This is a genomic window from Dethiosulfovibrio faecalis (assembly GCF_021568795.1).
GTDB classification, from domain to species: domain Bacteria; phylum Synergistota; class Synergistia; order Synergistales; family Dethiosulfovibrionaceae; genus Dethiosulfovibrio; species Dethiosulfovibrio faecalis.
In genome coordinates this window covers 64,431-84,350 of record NZ_JAKGUE010000001.1, presented here as the reverse complement: position 1 = coordinate 84,350, position 19,920 = coordinate 64,431, and the positions used below count along the sequence as shown (strand labels likewise).

Below are 19,920 nucleotides of genomic sequence, written 5' to 3'. Positions count from 1 at the left end.
CACTTAGTTTTTTAAATTTAACGTAGCCTCACCGCTCACGCAGACAACCAGAGTGTCTGTTAAATCGTAACTTCTATATTCTCGGTGACCTGGCTCCGCATATATCAGCTTGCCTTTTTCAAAGGTGCCATTCCAAGATGCCACAACAGTTAAATTTCGGGATATTCCCTGCAACAAGCGCAACGGATCCTGCTTAAGCTCAACATCAAAAAGGATCTCAATGTTGTCCAGAAAAACCTTGTCCCCATTCCCGTTGACTGTCTGTGCTAAAATCCTGCCCAACCTCAATTGCCTTTGTTTTCTAGTTAATTCAAGCAACTCCTTCGATAGGCACAGATTGATATTGATAGGCTCGACATCATACAGTTTTGCCAAATTTTGAACAACGGAAGTTTTACCGGAACCACTTTTTCCAACTATCAACACAAGACGGTGATATAGATCTTCCGCTGCTTCGAGCAATCGTATCACTTGATTTTCTATTGGATCTACCATTTATTGCTCCTATCTATGACTCATAATTATTTATCCGATTTATCATCGGATGTATGAGTATCCGCGCCACCAGTCTCAACCTATGCACAGAGCTTGATCGGTTGGATCTGTGTTTTCCCCCAATGGCTCCGTGTTGAGTGGTATGTTCCAAAATGGAACATACCACTTGTTCCTCTAATTCGCCAATAACGTACAATATCTTTCGTACGTTTACTTGAAGTACAACGTGGCAGTAGCCCTCCCAGAAGGGTAGGGAAGGCTACCGTAAATCTACGATACCACAGATAACACCGGGAAGACAAAACATGTACATCCTACAAGTGGGAGTAAAAGAGCCTACATGAACATGGAACATCTCAGAGAACCGATTCTCTTCGCTGTGTGCCGTTATGGTGGGCCCTTTTTCGGCTATCAATCCCTTCCTCCCGAATAGAGTATAGTTAATGCAGCAGCTATTGATACTATAGCTACTGCTATAAAGCCCACCACACGAAATACAAGCATGAAAATTTTTACTATAGTCTCAGTACCAAAAGGCTGCGGATCTGAATTATCGACCACGCTTTCTCGCTCTAATTTTGTATCTTTCATATTACCCCTCCTCACATCTAAAAATGCTTCATAAACATAGCAAGCTAATCTTAAAAATAGGGTTTTTAGCTCTCACATTAGCTGATGATTCAGTTGAACTGCACCAGATCGGAGAGCGCCATAAAATGGCGCTCTCCGTGGCAACTCTCGCTCTGTTTAGGCTTCGGTAACTTAGCCATTCAGGCAAGAGGACTTTTTGATACGGTTATTTCTTCTGGAACAGGAACAAAGGCAAGAGCAAGAAAAATGCCGCTGGGGCAATCCCACCTATAGAGCATCCAGCACCACCGCTTCCACTGCTTGCGGGAACAGGCTTTGCGGTATTGATTGCATCGATAGCTTTTTGAATATCCTCTTTTACTGGATCCACCAGTTTATCTATTTCACTCTTATATTCATACCATTTAGACGAATCAAGATTCAATAATCCCATGTTTACAAGATCCTGATAGCTATAATTCTTTGAGCCTATCTTTTCCATGATAGTCTGTATCAGATGCTCTTCCGTATCCACAGCAAACACGGACCCCGATAGATCCTCGAAGGTCAAACCAGTTCCTGGACGATTGGACACATTTACAACAACGTAGTACCCTCCGTCCTTTTCCTCTACCGTAGCGAGTCTTTCCGCTACCAAATTTTTCCCGTTGAACATTATCACGCTTTCTTTTGAGGAGATTTTAAGACGGAAGGTCAGGGTGTTATTGGAGACGTTCGCCATAAGAGACCTGATCTGGGCCACAGGAAGAGATAAATCAAAGTTATCTCCATCATCAGAATCATTATTTTTTATCTGAGCAATCACAGGAGTTATAGCCTGAGAGCCTTCGTATTTAACGGCTATATCCGTCACGTTCTTAGCGTGATCCTTCTTTGCAGGAAACTTTATATCCTTTACATCACCGTCAAGATTCACGGCAACTATCTCCGCTACTTTATCCTCGCTAAATAATTTCAAAAGATCTCCGTTGCCGTTGACTATGTCTGCTGTCTCACTGGAAGTCATAGGCTTTGCTCCACTGTCAGAGCCCCTACCTGCCAAAATAGGTGTCGCATGATAGACTAGTTTAGCGAGTCGAGAGAGGCTCCCTGGAGGTGCGACACATGGCTAGGTACAGCAAAGAACAAAAAGAGGTAATCAAAAAGAGAATGATGCCGCCGGAGAACATATCCATACCTAAGTTATCGAAGGAGACTGGCATAACGGTGACCACCCTCTACAACTGGAGAAAAGAGCTCCGTGCGTCCGGCAAGGCCGCTCCCTGCGATGAAGATAGACCGGACAGCTGGAGTTCCAGAGACAAGTTTCTCATAGTCCACGAGACCTACACCATGAACGAGGAGGAGCTGGCCCGGTACTGCAGGGAAAAGGGCCTGTTCGTCGAACAGGTTATAAGCTGGCGAAACTCCTGCGAGGAGGCAAACGACGGCCAGAGCCTCAAGGTCAGGGAGCTTATGCATGAGGTAAGCCAGGTAAAGAAGGATCACAAAAAGCTGGAACAGGAGCTCAGACGTAAGGACAAAGCCCTGGCCGAAGCGGCTGCCCTGCTAGTGTTGAGAAAAAAAGTCCAGGCGATCTGGGGGGAAAACGAGGACGACTGATCGGTGCCTCGGATCGCCGTAAAGCAGTAGAACTGATCGAAGAAGCCGTATCGAGCGGAGCTACCCAGGCTAAAGCCTGTAGAGAGGTCGGCATAACTGAGAGAACCTTCCAGAGATGGTGCAAAGAGGGCCATGTAAAAGAGGACCAAAGACCTCACGCTCCCAGAAAGACCCCTCAGAAACTATCGCAAGAGGAAGAACGGAAAGTACTCGAGATAGCCAACAGCCCGGAATACGCCAGCGCACCGCCAGCCCAGATAGTGAACGATCTACTGGAAAAAGGCATATACATCGCCTCTGAATCGACATTCTACAGGATACTCAGGAAACACAGACAGATCAACCATAGAGGCAGAACGGCGGCTCCGGTAAAAAGACCTATAACAACCCATAAAGCCGACGGCCCCAACCAGCTATGGTCCTGGGATATAACCTACATCTGCGGACCGGCCAAGGGCCTGTTCTACTACCTGTACCTCATAATAGACCTCTACAGCAGAAAGATAGTCGACTGGGAGATCTACGACGAAGAATCGGGAGAGCTGGCGTCAGAGGTGGTAACCAAAGCGGTCCTGTCGGAGAAGATCCGCCTTGCCGACAAACCTCTGATCCTGCATGCCGACAACGGAAGCCCAATGAAAAGCGCCACATTGAGGGCCACCATGGAAAAACTGGGAGTACTGTTCTCCCACAGCAGACCGAGGGTAAGCAACGACAACCCCTACAGTGAATCGATCTTCAAGACCCTGAAATACAGACCGGCCTTCCCCAGCGGAGGCTTCAGGGACATAGAGGACGCTAGGGCCTGGACCTACCGGTTCGTGTCCTGGTACAACCATACCCACCGTCACAGCGCCTTAAACTACGTGACGCCGGAGCAGAGGCATAACGGGAAAGCCCCGGAGATACTGGCAAAGAGGAAGAAAACCCTGGAAGAAGCCAAGAGAAAACACCCGGACAGATGGAGAAACAGGCCGATAAGAAACTGCTCCATCGAGGAGGCGGTCTATCTGAACCCGGAGAAAGAGTCCCAGGAAAAGCGCAGAGACTGAGTCATTCCAATTCGATCTTTTTGCGACATTTCGCTTGACAGGCTCCGGAGCTTATATCTTCATCTTCCAATTTAAAAGGTTCTATATCGGAAGGCTCAACCTTTGGTATCACCGGTGTAACAGGATCGGTATCTAGATATACCGTGACAGTCCAATTCAGAAAAGACTTATCTTCTGCGATTATCTTGTAAGGGACGGGAGATGTAAAATCATTAGCGGTTACCCCACTCTCCTGAATTAGAGACCCAATCTCAGCGGAGGCTCCGTCGGATAGGGTAAAATCAGCCACCAGAGAGGATACATCCGTTCCGCTAGGCATGGTCACGGTGACGGTATGAGCGGTGCTGTCGATTATAGAACTCACCTGACCGGGAAGAGAGTAGCTGGTTATATCCTTGCCGATTCTTGGAGCTGGGGCAACGTTTACCCTGACTACCCAGTTTTGAACGCTTTCATCCTCGGCGGTAACTCTATAGGTAACGGGATTCGTAAAGTCATTGGCGGTCTTTTTACTGATTTGGGCTACTCCACCGACCTCAGAAGAGGCTCCGCCTGAGAGGGTAAATTCGGCTACCAGAGAGGATACATCCGTTCCGCTAGGCATAGTCACGGTGACGGTATGAGCGGAGCTGTCGATTATAGAGTTCACCTGACCGGGAATAGAGTAACTGGTTATATCCTTGCCGATCCTTGGAGCTGGGGCAACGTTTACCCTGACTACCCAGTTCTGGACGCTTTTATCCTCGGCGGTAACTCTATAGGTAACGGGATTCGTAAAGTCGTTGGCGGTCTTCTTGCTTGTCTGGGCTACTCCGCCGACCTCAGAAGAGGCTCCGCCTGAGAGGGTAAATTCGGCTACCAGAGAGGATACATCCGTTCCGCTAGGCATAGTCACGGTGACGGTATGAGCGGAGCTGTCGATTATAGAGTTCACCTGACCGGGAATAGAGTACGCAAGAATTGCTTTTCCGGTCTGCAATGCTACGGCTGTTGTCGTAAAACTAAACGTACTTTTCCAAACAGCCCCCCTGTTATCCCTAGCACTAACTTCCCAAGTGTACTTATCCCCTGGGTAAAAGCCGGACGTTTCGAAAGTAATTCTACTTGACCCTATAGATGAAATACTTCCACTGCTCATGTACGTTCCCTTTTCGTTTCTTACTTGAATAGTATATCCTGCTATTGGAGTTCCATCCTCGTTATAACAGCGTGCCCAGGATAGCGTTTGGTCCAATGGAACATCGACGGCATTGTCCGCTGGTATGGGATCTGATGGTTTTTGAGACTGTGAGAAAGACGAGGCCCAGGTGGAACAAGAACAGACTAATAAATCTTTTTGTCACAACAAAAACCTCTTTCTTTTTAATTGAGAAGATCTCCTTGTTTAAAGAATTTCAGCTTTAATAAGGTATCTTCCTGCCCTGTTCTAACACCCCCTTACAGACATTCCAACAACCTAGCTTGCTGAGTAATTGCATTTTGTAGATAATGTTTTCAGCAAGAATAACTAAACCTTCCACTCAGCCCTTTCCTGACCTTCAGAAAGATTGACATTAAAACACTACACCAGACATACGACATTTTAAGTCGTAACTACCCTAAACGTATATTTAGGCACATCTTCCACTCCTCTTACCCAAGAGAGACTCTCTTGCCCTATAATCTACACAGAGAGGGGGGGCTTCATTTGGAAAAGATGATTTTAGGAAGGACAGGGCTTTCCGTCACCAGAAGCGGCTTCGGCGCTCTTCCGGTACAGAGGATTCCGCTTGAGGATGCGGCAGATCTGTTGAGAGAGGCGTTCGAGAAGGGAATCAACTACTTCGATACCGCCAGGGCCTACACGGACAGCGAGGAAAAGATCGGAAAGGCGTTGTCGGACGTTCGAGACAGCATCGTTATATCCACCAAAAGCCACGCCACGACGCCCCAAGAGCTAAGGGAGCACGTGGAGACCAGTCTGGCGACTATGAAGACCGACTACGTGGACATACTGCAGTTTCACAATCCGAAGAAAGTCTTTCTGCCCGGCGGAGAGGACGGCATGTACGACGCCCTGGCAGAGCTGAAAGAAGAGGGAAAGGTTCGTTTCATAGGCTACACCAACCACAGCCTGGACAGGGCTATGGAGGCGGTTCGCTCGGGATATTACGACACGGTGCAGTTTCCCCTGAACCATCTGTCGGCCCAGAGGGACGTGGAGTTGGTGGAGGAATGCTCGAAAAGGAACGTAGGGTTCATCGCCATGAAGGGTATGTCCGGCGGGCTTATCACCGACGCCAGATTATCCTTCGCCTTTTTGAGACAGTTCGATAACGTGGTGCCCATATGGGGAATGCAGAAAAAGTCGGAGCTGGAACAGTTTATCGAGTTGGAAGCGGCTCCCCCGTCGCTGGAGGAGCTCCAGGATCTCATAGACGAGGACAGAAAGGCACTTTCCGGCGATTTCTGCCGTTCATGCGGCTATTGTCTGCCCTGCCCCGCCGGAATAGACATTCCTCAGGCAGCCAGGATGTCCCTCCTTTTGGGAAGGATGCCCTGGCAGCCCTTCATGTCCGACGAGTGGCGTGACAAGATGGAAAAGATAGAGGACTGCATACACTGCGATCACTGCAAGAACCATTGTCCTTACGGCCTGGATACCCCGGAGCTGCTCAGGAAAAACCTCGTCTTCTACAGAGAGTTCTACAGGGAAAAAACCGGCAAAAAACTACCCTAAGGAGGGCTGAAGGGAACCGAAGCCACGAGAAAACATATCGGCGACGGCCTCTTCCGGCACGGGGCGGCTATAAAGGAAGCCCTGCGCCGATACGCAGCCTATGCGGAGGAGCAGATCCCTCTGTTCCTCCGTCTCCACTCCCTCGGCTATAACCCTAAGCCCTCTCGCACGGGCGAGGGCCACGACGCTCTTCACTATAGCCTCGTTCAAAGATGGGGCCTCTTTACCCGGCATGAAGGATCGGTCTATCTTGAGGACGTCCACGTCGAAACGGGCCATATAGGTTAGGGACGAATATCCCGTTCCGAAATCGTCTATGGCGAGGGAGACGCCCAGTTCCTTCAGACTTTCCAGCATACTGCAGCTTCTGTCCAGGTCTTTCATCAGGGTCGACTCGGTCAGCTCCAGCTCCAGAAGTTCCGGAGGGAATCCCGTTTCCTCCAGGATTCGACCTACCATAAGTACGAAGTCGTCCTGTTGAACCTGTTTCGCCGATATATTAACGGCCAGGGGAACTCTAAGCCCCTCCTCCAGCCAGAGGGCTCCTCTACGACAGGCCTTCTCCATAACCCATCGTCCCAGGTCAACTATGAGGCCTGTTTCCTCAGCGGCCGGTATGAAAAGCTCGGGAGAGCGGTCCTCCTCTCCGTCTTTCCAACGACAGAGGGCCTCGAATCCCAAGACCTCTCCGGAGGACATGTCCACCTTTGGCTGGTATGCCAAAGAGAGCCCCGACTCTCTTACAAGAGAGTCGGCGAGGCGACGTTCCATTCCTATACGCTCCCGAAAAGAGACCCCCATTACGTCGTCGAAGAAGACTATCTTTCGCCCCGATTTCTTAGCCTCGTACATGGCTATATCGGCATGGCCGAAAAGGTCTTCCCAGGTGATGCCGTGATCGGGATAGACGGAGATTCCCACCGAGGCGCCTATGGATATATGGGACCTTTCGGAAAGCTTGAACGGCCCGTCCATACAGTCCAATATCGATTTACCCACCGAGTAGGCGTCGCAGTAATCGCCGGAATATATCATGACGCCGAACTCGTCGCCGCCTAGACGAGATACCATGGCGGAGGGGTCGAGCGCCCTGGAGATGCGGTCTGCCACGTAACGGAGCAGCTCATCGCCTATGGCGTGTCCTAAGGTATCGTTCACGTTTTTAAACCGGTCCAGATCGATGTAGAGTATCGAGAAGGGGTCGCCCCTCTTTACCCTGAAACGACCTTCCCTCACGAAAGACACCCTGTTGGGAAGGTCGCACAGTTCGTCTCGAAAGGCCAGACGACGGACCTTCGCCTCTACCTCGGCCTGCCTCGTGACGTCCCGATATATGCCGTAGAAACCGACGAGTTTTCGGTCCACCTCTATGGGACACCCGAAGATCATTACCTTTATGATCTCTCCGTCGCCTCTGAGACGGGTTCCCTCTAACTCCACTTTTTTATCTTCCAGTATCCTTCGGTTTATCGCCAGTCCCTCGTCCACCCTGTCGGGGGGAAGAATCATCTCGTCCAGTTTATTCCCCAGCAGGTCTTTTTTGGAGAAACGGAATATACCGAGGAAAGCGTCGTTGACGTCCACCACCCTCTCGTCTTGGTCCAGCAGGACCACTCCGTCCGGCAGGGTCTGAAAGAGTCTTTTCAGGGAAATTCTGTCCTTACGGCTCATAGGATCGATCGGTTCAACCTGTTTTACCGCTTTCTCGCAAAACGAGCGAACGAGAGAGACGATTTTTCCTACTCCAACCATCTCGGTATGTTCTCTCTGTATAGTGTCCTTATCCTACCGGTAAATTCTCCGGGATTGCCGTCTCCCACCGTCATGTCCCCTACCTGAACGACCGGCATTATCTCCTTCACCGATCCGGTTATAAAGGCCTCCTGGGCCTCGGACAGCTCCTCCAGAGACGGAACCCGCAGCTCCAGGTCTATCTCGTTTTCCGTCAGTATCTGAAGGAGAAGAGATCGAGTGGTTCCGGCTAGAACCACGTCGTCCGGAGCGGTTACGACCTTTCCGTCTTTTATCATGAAGAAACTGCTGTGTCCCGCCTCGGTTATTCCGCCCCCTGGACAGTAAAGCACTTCGAGGGCCCCGGGATCGACGCTGTTTTTTGCCAAGGCGGCACTGTAGTCTATGCTTTTCGCCGAGGGCATCAGCCTGGCTCTGTCCAGGGGGAAAAGCCTGACTCCCTTGGAGTAAAGCTCCTTATCGGGAAGAACCAGGTCCTGAAAGGAAACGAAGTAACGTGGATCGGGGAAACGACATCCGTCCACGAAATTATCTCCTCCGGTTATGTAGAAGTTCACCAGAACCTCTCCGTCTCCATCCATCCGGCCGATTCCCTCTCTGACTATGGATTTCATAGCCTCCACTCCGAGTTTGTTCTCTATTCCCAGAGCCGAAGCGGATTTCAAGAGTCTTTCCAGATGGTAAGTCATCATCATGGGCCTTCTGCCGTAGGTCCTGACGAGATCGAAGACTCCTATGCCTCGAAGTATTATGTGATCCGAGAGAGGAAGAGCGGCACGATCAAAGGGAAGGAAGTTTCCGTCCATATAGCAAAGTCTCAAATCGATCCCTCCAAAGGTCTATGTAAACTTTCATGGCACTCCCGGTATTGTACCTCAAAAAATTCAGGAATCGAACCTTTTCTTGAGAATATCCAACGCCTCTTCCGATCTGGATTTAGCCAGGATGCAACACAGAGATTCCGGAGTCTCCACTATCATTTCCAGGTTTATGCCTCTCTCGGCCAGGGCGGAAAAGGCGTCGGACAGCAGTTCTGGGCGGTCGGAAAAGCCCTTTCCGTAAAGGGCCACTCGACATATTTCGGTATCGAAGGTCACTCCCTGGGCGCCTATTTCGCCGGGCATCTTGCGACAGACGTCTATGGCCTCGCCTATGCGGGAGTCCTTTATCAGAAAGGCTATGTCGTTTACGTCGCCTCTCATGACGCTCTGAATGACCATCTCGACTGGCACCTGAGCCTCCTTAAGGGCGGAAAAAAGATGGGCCGCTATGCCGGGGCGATCGGGAACCCCCAGCACCGCCACTTTAGCGACGTCGACGTCGCAGACGATGGTATCTATGGAACAGCCGGACATTTTATCGACATCTCCTCTCTTCGGGAACTCTAAAATCAGCCGTCGTTTCGACCGATGCTCCGTAACGATCTACGTCCAATACGAAAAACCGGGAGTGAACTCCGGCCTCGGCGAAAATCCGGCACATAGGCCTGGCGAGCTTTTCAGGAGACCATCTGGTGAAGGCCACCATGGTAGGGCCGGATCCGCTTATTGCCACGCCATCGCATCCGGGAATTTCCCTCAAGGTCTCGAGGATTTTCTCCCCTCCGGGAAAAAGCTTCGACCGAAATGGCTGATGAAGACGGTCTCCTACCGCCCATGAGAGGTTTTCCCACTTTCCGGTGGCCCAGGAAGCGGCCAAAAGAGCGGAACGGCCCAGGTTGAAAACAGCGTCTTCCATAGGGACAGTTTTAGGCAAAGCCGCTCTCGCCTGAGAGGTAGGGACCCTCACGTCTGGAACGGCCACCACGGCGGTCATTTCATCCTCTCCGCAGGGGAGCCTTACGTAGCGCAGGTCTCCATCGAGCCAGCAGCTGACCACGAAACCGCCCAGGCAGCAGGGAACCACGTTGTCCGGGTGTCCCTCCAACTCTACCATGAGGGGCAGAAGCTCCTCTTTGGAAAGGGGCTCGTCCCTGAGCTCGTTCGCCACCATCACTCCTCCGACTATGGCGGAAGAGGAGCTTCCCAAACCTCGGCAAAACGGGATCGCGTTGAGGCTCAACAAGTCCAGCCCGGGGGGTTCTATTCCCCATCGCCGACAGGTGGCCTCGTAGGCCAGGACGAAACCGTTTTCCTCCGGTTTTTCCGCCTCGCCAGCCCCTTCGCCCAATACCTCTATTTTGTAGATTTCTCTTTCAAGAAATCCCTTGACCTTGAACACATTGTAAAACCCCAGAGCCAAGCCTATGGAGTCGTACCCCGACCCCATGTTGGCGCTGGTGGCTGGGACCCTTACGGATATCATGACCCGAAGATCTCCTCCAGGACGGACCATTGAGCCTTCACCGGCTCGATCGGGGAGATCCTGGATAGAAGGGCGTCCGGATCCTTTAGGCCGTTCCCCGTCAAAACCGTGACTATTCTGATGCCCTCGGGCAACTCGCCCTGTTCCTTCAGTTTCATCAGCCCCGCCACTCCGGCACAGGAGGCGGGCTCGGCGAAGAGCCCATCCCTACCGGCCAGGAGCCTCTGTGCTTTCAGTATCTCGTCGTCGTCCACCGCGAGGAAGGTTCCCCCGCTGTCGGACACGGCTTTTTTTGCTTTCTCCGCGTTTACCGGACGGCCTATCCTTATGGCGGTGGCCACCGTTTCCGGCTCGGGGAACTCCCGTCCCAATGCCAGAGGGGCTGAACCGGAAGCCTGAACCCCTACCATCCGGGGCAATCCGGAGCAGCGTCCCAAAGAGGAATAGTAATCGAAGCCTTCCCTATAGGCGGAGATGTTTCCAGCGTTGCCCACGGGCAACACCAGCCAGTCGGGCCGATCGCCCAGCTCGTCGCAGATCTCCCAGGAGGCGCTTCTTTGCCCCATCAATCTGTAGGGGTTGACAGAGTTGACTATCGCCATGCCCATCTCCTCCGCTCCTTTTCTTGCAAGGTCCAGAGCGACGTCGAAATTGTCCTCTATAGGCACTACCTTAGCTCCGTAGGCGATGGCCTGGGCGAGTTTTCCCATGGCGACGTTGCCGGCAGGAAGGACCACAAAGCAGGGGATACCTGCCCTGGCGGCGTAGGCAGCGGCGGAGGCAGAGGTGTTGCCTGTGGAGGCACAGACCACCGAACGGGCCTCTTCTTCAAGCGCCTTCGCCACCGCCAGAACCATCCCTCTATCCTTGAAGGACCCGGTGGGATTTAAACCGTCGAATTTAGCGTAAAGCTCGACTGACAACTCCCTACCGAGATTTATCAGAGGGATAAGCGGGGTGCTCCCTTCGCAGAGAGACAGATCGGGAGTTCTGTCCGTTATAGGAAGGTGTTCGCCGTATCTCCTTAAAATTCCCTGAGCCATGAAAAAGACCTCCTCTAGATAAAGTAAAACCGGACCCGATCATCTCTACAGGCCCAATGCCTGGAGACGACCGACTCCGGCCGCGGTTCCACTCCAGTTCCGGTAGAAAACCGGCTCTCTAAAGAAGTACATGACAAGCTCCGAGGTGGTATTCCCGAAAGTCCTTGCCGGGAAGCCTTTCAGCCCACGAGCTCCCCTCTCTGAGACCGGTTTCAATCGGTACTGGCTCTCTTCATCGCTTTATTCCGATTTGGTTGATAAAGCACTTTACAGCAACGACATAACTATGTCAAGGACGGGACGCTCGATTTTATGGATCCAAAAGTACGGAGTAAATTAGGGGGTTTTCCCTATATCGACATAAAGGGGGCCAATGCTATTATGTAGTCGTCCGCAAGAAGCGGACGTTTTGTGGAACCCTCCAAAATCCACCACCCCAGGCGATGGGATCCCCCCCATCGCCACTTTTTTATCCTCTCAATCCTCGGAAATTCTCGTCTTTTCCAAACCTCCGGATCTCAAGGTATCCAAGGTGCCGTAATGGGTCATATCCATGTGTATCGGGGTTATCGAGACGTAGCCGTGAGCAACCGCCCATACGTCGCTGCCCTCGACCAGATCGTCTTCCGGTCTACCGGCCACCCAATAGTAGGTACGTCCGAAGGGATCCTGTAGTTTGGTGACCTTATCGGCGTAAACCCTGACTCCCTTATGGGTAACCTTCAACCCCTTCATCATGGTCAGAGGCAGGTTCGGAACGTTTACGTTCAGAACTATGTCGTTCGTCATGGGGTTGTGGGAAAGCCAATCGACCAAGCGGACCACTACCGCCGCGGCAGCATCGTAATGGAGTTCTTCGTCTCCTCTGGAACAGTTCAGCGACACTGCCACCGAGGGATACCCCATGATGGATCCCTCCATCGCAGCCGATACCGTACCGGAATAGGTTATGTCGTCTCCCAGGTTGGGACCGTTGTTTATCCCGGAGATGACTATGTCCGTGCCGGAGGAGACCTCGTCCACTCCCAGTACCACGCAGTCCGAGGGGGTTCCGTCGCAGGCGTGGACGTCCAGGTCCTTAGGGTAGAGGTCGCTGGCAACCGACCAGACCCTCAATGGTCTGGTCAGGGTTATGGCGTGACCTACGGAACTCCTCTCTCTATCGGGAGCTACCACTGTCGTGAGATGGCCTCCGTCGCTAAGGGCCTTGGCCAGAGCCGCTATTCCAGGAGCGTATACTCCGTCATCGTTGGTAATGAATAATCTCATATATCCACCTCAAGCCAATATAAGTCTCAGAAAAAGGTACATGACGGGACGCATTATTGCCCCGACCACCCCGACTGCGACCAAAAGCAGCAACACTATCATTCCGTACCTCTCGAGGTAGAACCAGCCCTTCATCCAGGATCGGGGAAGAAGAGGGTAGATCAGTTTCGATCCATCCAGAGGGGGAATGGGGATGAGGTTGAACACCGCAAGCCCTACGTTTACGTAGACCATCAGTATCATGACCCTTCCGAGAGCCGGGCTGGCCATGAAGGGACCGGGAAAGAAACGCAGTATCAGACCTACGACCAAAGCGGTGAAGATGTTTCCCGCCACCCCTGCTACCGATACCAATACCATGTCCCTCCTGGGCTTGCCGAAGTAACGAGGGTCGATGGGAACGGGCTTGGCCCATCCGAAATGGAACAACAGCAACATTATGGCCCCTATTACGTCGAAATGGGCCAAGGGGTTCAACGTAAGTCTGCCGGCGTCTCTGGCGGTAGGGTCTCCAAGCTGATAGGCCACCCAACCATGGCAGAATTCGTGAAAGGATATGGCCCAAAGCACGGCAGGCAGGGCCAAAAGTATATCGGCGATTTGTCCAGACATATGGTTATCTCCCTTCCATCTCTACTTCTCTTTTAAAATTTCGAGCTACCCAGGCGATTTCGTCGTCTCTGGTGTCGACAGCTCCGTCCAGCCTGGCCAGAAGCAGCGAGTCCAGGATTTCCCCGACGCGAGGTCCTTCTGAATATCCCATGGCCAATATATCGCTTCCGGACAACATGGGCTTCACCTTGATGAGCCTGGTCAGATACAGCAGTATCCTTCTCCTGAAACGCCAACGGGCGGTGGAAAGAGCCCAGTAGAGGGCGACCACCGGAGAGACATCCCTCAAAAAGGTCACTATCTCCGAGTTTTTTCTGGGAGATCGACCTCCTATGGCTTCCTCCGCCCCTCCCAGTCCGTCAACGCTCATCCGAAGAAGAGATCTTTCCCTGGCACCGAGGTTCAATCTATCGGCGACCCTGGGCCACAGGTCGTCTGGTCCCTCCTGGAGCAAGGCGGCCAGAGGGGCTATCCAGAGGTCTTCTCCCAGAGGGATCAACTCCTTGGCCATTCTGCCTCTCGCTACGGAGAGGCGACGCAGAGTTCTGGCTACCCTGTTGCCCAGGTGTATTCCCGGAAAGAGGGGCTCCCAGAGTCCCAGTTCGGCCATTCTCTTGACTATGGGCCAGGGCCTGGGCTCCATCAGTGATATCTCCAGCTCCGATCTCAAACGAAACCCGGAGAGTCCGCCGAACAAGCCGCCTCTTACGCAGTTTTTCATCGTTCTCAGGGCGTTGTCGTCTAGGTCGAAACCGAGCCTCTGCTCGAGTCTGACCCCTCTGAAGATCCTGGTCGGGTCCTCCACGAAGCTGAGGTTATGCAGGGTTCTCAGCTTACGGGACAGGATATCCCGTCTTCCTCCAAAGTAATCTATAAGGGTTCCCCAGGTCTCCCCTCCGATGGAGAGAGCCATGGCGTTGACCGTAAAATCCCTCCTGTACAGATCGTGTTTCAGAGAATCGCTGGAGACGGTCGGCTGGGCCGTGGGAAATTCGTAAAACTCCCTCCTGGCAGTGGCGACATCCACCTTTCTCCCGTCGGGGAAGGAGATCGTGCCTGTTTTAAAGCGACCGTGAAGCGATACGTCGGCACCGTCTCTCTCCCAGGATTTTATGAAGCCGGTAGCGTCGCCCTCCACCACCACGTCAAGATCCGAGACGGGCCGATCGAGTAGGAGATCCCTCACGACACCTCCTACGACGTAGGCAGCCATTCCCATCTCGTGAGCCCTGCGGCCCATCATTTTAAGCAGTTCTCTGTCGGAGCAGGAAAGCCCCTTGTCCAACAGACGTTCCATCGGCTCGGTCCAAGGGTAATCCGGAGCTATCTGTCTTTCCTCCATGGGCATAGATGCGGGATAGAGTGCCCTCAGAAGGTCGGTTCTGGTGACTATTCCTATCAGATCTCCGTTTCGTACCACCGGCAGTCTGCCGATGTTGTGGGTTACCATGGAGCGATGGGCTTCCTCTATGGAGGCCTGAGAGGAAACGGTTATGACCCCTTCCGTCATAAACTCTCCCACCATGGCCTCTCCGTATCCGTGCAGCTGGGCCTTGTCCAGGTCCTTTCTGGTTATAAGACCTATCAGACCTCCATTCCTGGTAACGGGAAGGGCGGAGTGACCGTAGCGAAGCATTATCCTGTAGGAGTCGTTCACCGAGCTATCCTCGTCCACCGCCATGACGGGGCTGGTCATTATCCCCGACACGGTCATAGCCGGGGTTATAAGCTCCTCCACCTGGCTTTCGAGAGACAGGAGAATCCTCTGAGGACTCCTGTCGTTTACCGTCGCCGACGCCGCCTGGGGATGGCCTCCTCCTCCAAGAGGTTTAAGCAGAGATGCCACGTCGAGAACGTTCTGCCTGCTTCTGCCCACGACGTAGGTGCGCCCTTCCATCCTCACGGCGGACAGGACTACGTCGGCGCTGAAAAAATCGCGAAGACGGTGGACGAAGAGGGACAACCCCTCGACATAGGTATCGACCGCCGCCATTGTGAAGACGACCCTGGCACCGGCTATGTACCTCTCCCAGGCGTTCTCCACCAGCTTATCCATCATTCTGCGTTCCGATGCGGAAAGGCCCATCTCGATAGCGGAGGGGATAAGGGTGAAATCCGCGCCGTATTCCCTCATGCGACACATCATCTCATAGTCCCGCGTGGTGGTTCCGCCGAATATGAGCCCTCCGGTGTCCTCGTATATGCCAAGGGCGAAAAGGGTGGCCTCGTGGGGAGTCGGAGCTATTCCCCTGCGGAGCACCTCCTCGAGTATGAGGGTGACCGCCGCTCCCACAGGCTCTATCACCTTTTTGGAAGCGTCTATCTCGTCGGAGCAGGGCGGATGGTGGTCGTAGACGTGGACGTCCACGTCCGGACGCCCCGCCAAAGGGGCAAGAACGCCCAATCTCCGGACGGACCTGGTATCGACGACTATCAGCTGGGTGACCTCGTCCATCCTGATTTTTCTTGGTGTCAGGACGGTCCATCGGTCTCGATGTCTTTTCAGAAAATCCCTGACGTTTCGTTCAGCCGACCCGGAAAAACACGGAACGCCGTCGGGATAGAGTTTCCCGGCGGCGATCATGCTGGCGAGTGAGTCGAAGTCGCTGCCGACGTGACTGGTGATAACCTTCAAAGACAGGCCTCGCAGAGAGCCTCTCTGAAAGACAGGCTAGCCCTCAGGACATCGGCGACTGCGAGAGGAGTCGGTTCCTTCTTCATTATCTCCGAAGCCACTCGGGATATCTCCGGCACCAGAGGTGCCAGGGTGTAGAACTGGACCTCCCAGTTATCCGTAAGAAACTGGTCATATCTGGAATAGGCCGTCTCCAGAGAGGCCAGGTTGGCCTGGTATGCCAGTTTTTTGCCGAGAATACCCGATATAAGCTGCTTGGCCTGTTTCTTGAAGGCGCATTGGATCTTGACCGTGCATATGGACGACATCCGAAGCATCTTCTCGCCGTGGGACTTCAGGATCTCCTTCAGTTCATCCAGGGATCCGTCGTTACTGATCACCAGATCCGCCATGGATTTTTTCTTCTCAGAAGGGGTGAGGAATTTCTCTCTCCGGTCCAGTTCGTCTCCGTTCAGACCTCTCAAGGAGTTTCTCGCAACCCTGTTTTCCGGAGACGCCGTCACGTAAAGTGTCATATCGCACCAATAGGGAACGTCGGACTCGAAAAGCAATGGAATCTCCACCACCACCCAGCCCCGTTCCGCTGAAAGCCCGGAGGCCATCTCGCTTCGAACCATGGGATGGATGAGTCGGCAAAGCCAACGATATTCCGTCTCTTCTCCGAAAAAACGCTCCGCGACAGCGGAGGGGGATATTTTTCCGTCTTCGTTCAAGACGGTGTCGCCCCATCTGTCTCGGGCCGCATCCACAAGCTCCCTGTGGTTCCAAAGTCTACGGACTATTTGATCCGCGTCTATGACCCTGGCACCCATGTTACCCAAGATAGAGGCCACTGTGGACTTACCGGCGCCGATATCCCCGGTAATTCCCAAAACGAACATGATTAGGTCCCTCCCCTGCTCTGCTCTCTACGACCCGGTAGTTCTCGGGTATCTCCCATATGAATCTGGAAACGTCGTTATTCATCACGGAACCGAAAAGACGCCTAAAACGAGACGAGGTCAGATATAGCCTCTCTTCGGCTCTGGTCATTCCGACGTAACAAAGCCTTCGTTCTTCCTCCAGTTCGTCTCTTCCTCCGTCCAGTGATCTTCCGTGAGGGAAGATCCCCTCCTCCATTCCAACAACGAACACCACCGGAAATTCCAGCCCCTTGGCGGCGTGGAGAGAGGACAGGCTGATACCATCGGGTATGTCGTCTACCTCTTGGTCGGTATAGAGGGCTATTTCAGCCAGGACGTCCTCCAGACTCTCGGACCCGGGAGAGATGGAGGTAAGTTCCATGACGTTTTCCCTGCGTTCCTCGAATTGATCGGGGTACCCCTTCTCCAGATAGGATCCGTAGCCTATAACGTCCATTATATACTCAACGGCACGATTCAAGTCGGAGCCTATGTCTATCAGCGATATCATGTGCCGGGCCAGATCCCTTATGCCCTTATCGCCCTTTCCTCTAAGGCCGCAACCTCCGTCCGCTATGCGACACCAGGTCGTCCTGGCCTCGGAAGCGTGGGTTGAGAGATAGAACTCCACCGACTCCAATCCCTTTGCCCCCAGCCCTCTAGGGGGGACGTTGGCCACCCTCGCCAAAGCGCTGGTGTCTCTGGGGTTCACGGCTAGACGAAGATAGGAGATGGCGTCTTTTATCTCTTTTCTGTCATAGAAAGCGGTGCCCTTGACGACCCTGTAAGGGACTCCCCTTTTCACGAACTCCTGTTCGAAGTTTCTGCTAAGGGCGTTCATCCGGTAAAGCACAGCCATGTCGGTGTAACGGTATCCGAGGGACAGCAGCTCCTCGACCACATCGGATACGTAACGGGCCTCGGAACGTTCGTCCCCCAAGGTCACGACGTTTATAGGCTCTCCTCCGGAACGAGCTGTCCATAGCCTCTTTTCCGGACGGTTTACGTTGTTGCCTATCACCGAGTTGGCGGCATCCAGTATGGTCTCGGTCGATCTGTAGTTCTGTTCCAGCAGGATCACCTTCGATCCGGGAAAGTGCCGTTCGAATCCAAGGATAACCGACATGTCCGCCCCTCTCCATCCGTAGATCGACTGATCCGGATCCCCTACAGCCATTACGTTAGGAGAGTCTCCGGCCAGAAGGCGAAGGAGGGCGAATTGGGGGCGATTCACGTCCTGGTATTCGTCCACCAGGATCCAGTCCAGTCTATCCCTCTCTTTTTTCAGTATATCCCGATCGGTGGACATGAGATGAAGCGGAACGACGATGAGGTCGTCGAAATCGAAAGCTCCCTGTTCCTTAAGGGACTTGGTGTAGCGGCTGTAGAGCTCCGCCATATCCCCTTCCAGAATAGCTCCGTCCATGGTAACCGGATCCGAAGCGGTCTTGGCCTTGGATATACATTCCAGGACCCATGACGGCTCCGTCTGAGATGTGTCCATATTCATGGCCTTCATGGATTTTTTCACCAGGGAAAGCGAGTCGCCTCTGTCGAAGACCACGAAGTTTCTCCTGTAACCCCGAGCCTCCAGGGCATCTCTGTTTCTGAAGAGCATCTGAAGCCCAAAGGAGTGGAATGTGGAGATCTGACCGTAGGGGTATCCGCCGTCCAGCATGGAGTCGACCCTGTCCTTCATCTCACGGGCGGCTTTGTTGGTGAAGGTGACGGCCAGGATCCGCCAGGGAGGAACCGACCGTTCCGATACAAGCCAGGCCAGCTTGCTCGTCAAGACCCTGGTCTTACCGCTTCCGGCTCCGGCCAAGACGAGAAGAGGGGTCCCCTCGTAGGAGACCGCCTCCCTCTGTCGAGGATTAAGACTCTCTAGGACAGGAGAGTCCTTCGTCATCCGTTCCTTTTCTCCTCTAGCCAGCCCCGAAGGATCCGAGACCATTCCTCCAGTCCCTCACCCTTGACACAGGACATATCCAAACGCTTCGCCTTAGGGTTCAGTTTACCGACATCGCCCCAGTAGAGATCCAGGTCGAAAGGCACGTAGGGAAGCAGGTCCGTCTTGGTAAGGACCACGGCGGAAGCCTCGGTGAAAAGCAGAGGGTACTTGAGGGGTTTGTCCGGCCCCTCCGGCACGGAGGAGATGGCGACCTTGTGATCCTCTCCTATGTCGAACTCGGCGGGGCACACCAGGTTACCCACGTTCTCTACGAAGATTATGTCCAGCTCGTCCAAAGGCAGCTTGTCTATGGTGGAGTCCACCCAGTTCGCCTCGAGATGACAACCTCCGTTGGTATTTATCTGGATCGAAGGCACACCTGTGGCCTCGATCCTCTTAGCGTCCCTGTCGGTGGCGACATCGCCCTCTATCACTGCCGCTCTGAGGCCGTCCTTGCCCAGGGTCTTCTCCAGAAGGGTGGTCTTGCCGGAACCGGGAGAGCCTATGAGGTTGACCATGAGGATCCCCTTCTCCTTCAGACGATCCTTGATCTTCTGAGCGTAGCTGAGATCCGCCGCCATAACCGCCTGTTGAACTTCTACTTTTTTCGTAGTCATCGTTCCTGCACCTCCAGGGATTCCAGTTCTAGTTCCATTCCTTGGTCCATATCCACGTTCGTCCCTCCACAGAAAGGACAGAGATACCCAAGTTCCTCCTCGCCCCAACGGGCTCCGCAGCCCCGGCAGGAAAACTTTATGGGCACCGAGATTATAGCAAGTTCCGCCCCTTCCATGGGAGTTCCTTTCACCGATACGTCGAAGGCGAACTTCATGACGTCCGGTATTACCTGACGCATGGCTCCCACCTTGAGGGTCACCGATTTGACCGAGGACCATCCGTTTTCGTCCACCATCTTTTCGAGGCTTTCCAGAATAGCGCTGACCAAAGACATCTCGTGCAAGCGATCACCTCCGCCGAAGCAGAAAACTCATA

At 53.2% G+C, this 19,920-nt stretch carries 18 protein-coding genes and 1 pseudogene; 2 read left to right on the top strand and 17 right to left on the bottom strand.

Annotated elements, in window-relative coordinates:
* Positions 1-3: 3 nt before the first annotated feature.
* The 3 genes from brxF to L2W58_RS00490 form a co-directional block, all read right to left on the bottom strand.
* Positions 4-495, bottom strand: a complete 492-nt coding sequence (gene brxF, locus L2W58_RS00500) for a BREX-3 system P-loop-containing protein BrxF (RefSeq protein WP_236100996.1) — start codon at positions 493-495, stop codon at positions 4-6.
* A 411-nt stretch (positions 496-906) separates the two neighbouring features.
* Positions 907-1,086, bottom strand: a complete 180-nt coding sequence (locus L2W58_RS00495; RefSeq protein ID WP_236100994.1) for a hypothetical protein — start codon at positions 1,084-1,086, stop codon at positions 907-909.
* A gap of 205 nt (positions 1,087-1,291) precedes the next feature.
* On the bottom strand, positions 1,292-2,092 hold the full coding sequence (locus L2W58_RS00490) for a Synerg-CTERM sorting domain-containing protein (protein ID WP_236100993.1): 801 nt from the start codon (positions 2,090-2,092) through the stop codon (positions 1,292-1,294).
* 98 nt (positions 2,093-2,190) lie between these two features.
* Here L2W58_RS00490 and L2W58_RS00485 point away from each other — a divergent pair.
* Positions 2,191-3,740 (top strand): annotated as a pseudogene (locus L2W58_RS00485) (IS3 family transposase).
* 1 nt (position 3,741) lies between these two features.
* Here L2W58_RS00485 and L2W58_RS00480 read toward each other — a convergent pair.
* Positions 3,742-4,674 (bottom strand): DUF5018 domain-containing protein, encoded by a 933-nt coding sequence (locus L2W58_RS00480; protein ID WP_236100991.1) that lies wholly within the window; start codon positions 4,672-4,674, stop codon positions 3,742-3,744.
* 762 nt (positions 4,675-5,436) lie between these two features.
* Here L2W58_RS00480 and L2W58_RS00475 point away from each other — a divergent pair.
* Complete coding sequence (locus L2W58_RS00475; RefSeq protein ID WP_236101336.1) at positions 5,437-6,459, top strand: aldo/keto reductase; 1,023 nt, start codon at positions 5,437-5,439, stop codon at positions 6,457-6,459.
* On the opposite strand, the gene L2W58_RS00470 is transcribed toward L2W58_RS00475, so the two are convergent.
* From L2W58_RS00470 to L2W58_RS00410, 13 genes are all read right to left on the bottom strand, one after another.
* Positions 6,451-8,130: a sensor domain-containing protein gene (locus L2W58_RS00470; protein ID WP_236100990.1), complete on the bottom strand. Its 1,680-nt coding sequence runs from the start codon at positions 8,128-8,130 to the stop codon at positions 6,451-6,453. The two genes, L2W58_RS00475 and L2W58_RS00470, sit on opposite strands and share 9 nt — an antisense overlap.
* Before the next feature lie 68 nt (positions 8,131-8,198).
* A complete protein-coding gene (locus L2W58_RS00465; RefSeq protein WP_236100989.1) occupies positions 8,199-9,032 on the bottom strand; it encodes an aminotransferase class IV in 834 nt (277 codons plus the stop codon).
* 63 nt (positions 9,033-9,095) lie between these two features.
* On the bottom strand, positions 9,096-9,566 hold the full coding sequence (locus L2W58_RS00460) for an ACT domain-containing protein (RefSeq protein WP_236100987.1): 471 nt from the start codon (positions 9,564-9,566) through the stop codon (positions 9,096-9,098).
* A gap of 1 nt (position 9,567) precedes the next feature.
* Positions 9,568-10,515, bottom strand: coding sequence for a homoserine kinase (gene thrB / locus L2W58_RS00455; protein ID WP_236100985.1), 948 nt, complete (start codon positions 10,513-10,515; stop codon positions 9,568-9,570).
* On the bottom strand, positions 10,512-11,558 hold the full coding sequence (gene thrC / locus L2W58_RS00450; RefSeq protein ID WP_236100983.1) for a threonine synthase: 1,047 nt from the start codon (positions 11,556-11,558) through the stop codon (positions 10,512-10,514). The genes thrB and thrC overlap by 4 nt, the downstream gene beginning before the upstream one ends.
* Positions 11,559-11,603: 45 nt before the next feature.
* Complete coding sequence (locus L2W58_RS00445) at positions 11,604-11,774, bottom strand: hypothetical protein (protein WP_236100982.1); 171 nt, start codon at positions 11,772-11,774, stop codon at positions 11,604-11,606.
* A gap of 261 nt (positions 11,775-12,035) precedes the next feature.
* Complete coding sequence (surE, locus tag L2W58_RS00440) at positions 12,036-12,827, bottom strand: 5'/3'-nucleotidase SurE (protein ID WP_236100980.1); 792 nt, start codon at positions 12,825-12,827, stop codon at positions 12,036-12,038.
* A gap of 9 nt (positions 12,828-12,836) precedes the next feature.
* Positions 12,837-13,439, bottom strand: coding sequence for a site-2 protease family protein (locus tag L2W58_RS00435; RefSeq protein ID WP_236100979.1), 603 nt, complete (start codon positions 13,437-13,439; stop codon positions 12,837-12,839).
* A 4-nt stretch (positions 13,440-13,443) separates the two neighbouring features.
* The gene (locus tag L2W58_RS00430; protein WP_236100978.1) at positions 13,444-16,074 is read right to left on the bottom strand and encodes a CBS domain-containing protein; all 2,631 of its coding nucleotides are present in this window, start codon (positions 16,072-16,074) and stop codon (positions 13,444-13,446) included.
* The gene (gene coaE / locus L2W58_RS00425; RefSeq protein WP_236100976.1) at positions 16,071-16,955 is read right to left on the bottom strand and encodes a dephospho-CoA kinase; all 885 of its coding nucleotides are present in this window, start codon (positions 16,953-16,955) and stop codon (positions 16,071-16,073) included. The genes L2W58_RS00430 and coaE overlap by 4 nt, the downstream gene beginning before the upstream one ends.
* Entirely contained in the window at positions 16,915-18,885 is a 1,971-nt protein-coding gene (locus tag L2W58_RS00420) for an ATP-dependent helicase (RefSeq protein WP_236100975.1), read from the bottom strand. The genes coaE and L2W58_RS00420 overlap by 41 nt, the downstream gene beginning before the upstream one ends.
* Positions 18,882-19,544: a hydrogenase nickel incorporation protein HypB gene (gene hypB / locus L2W58_RS00415; RefSeq protein WP_236100974.1), complete on the bottom strand. Its 663-nt coding sequence runs from the start codon at positions 19,542-19,544 to the stop codon at positions 18,882-18,884. The genes L2W58_RS00420 and hypB overlap by 4 nt, the downstream gene beginning before the upstream one ends.
* Entirely contained in the window at positions 19,541-19,879 is a 339-nt protein-coding gene (locus tag L2W58_RS00410; protein ID WP_236101335.1) for a hydrogenase maturation nickel metallochaperone HypA/HybF, read from the bottom strand. The genes hypB and L2W58_RS00410 overlap by 4 nt, the downstream gene beginning before the upstream one ends.
* Positions 19,880-19,920: the final 41 nt, after the last annotated feature.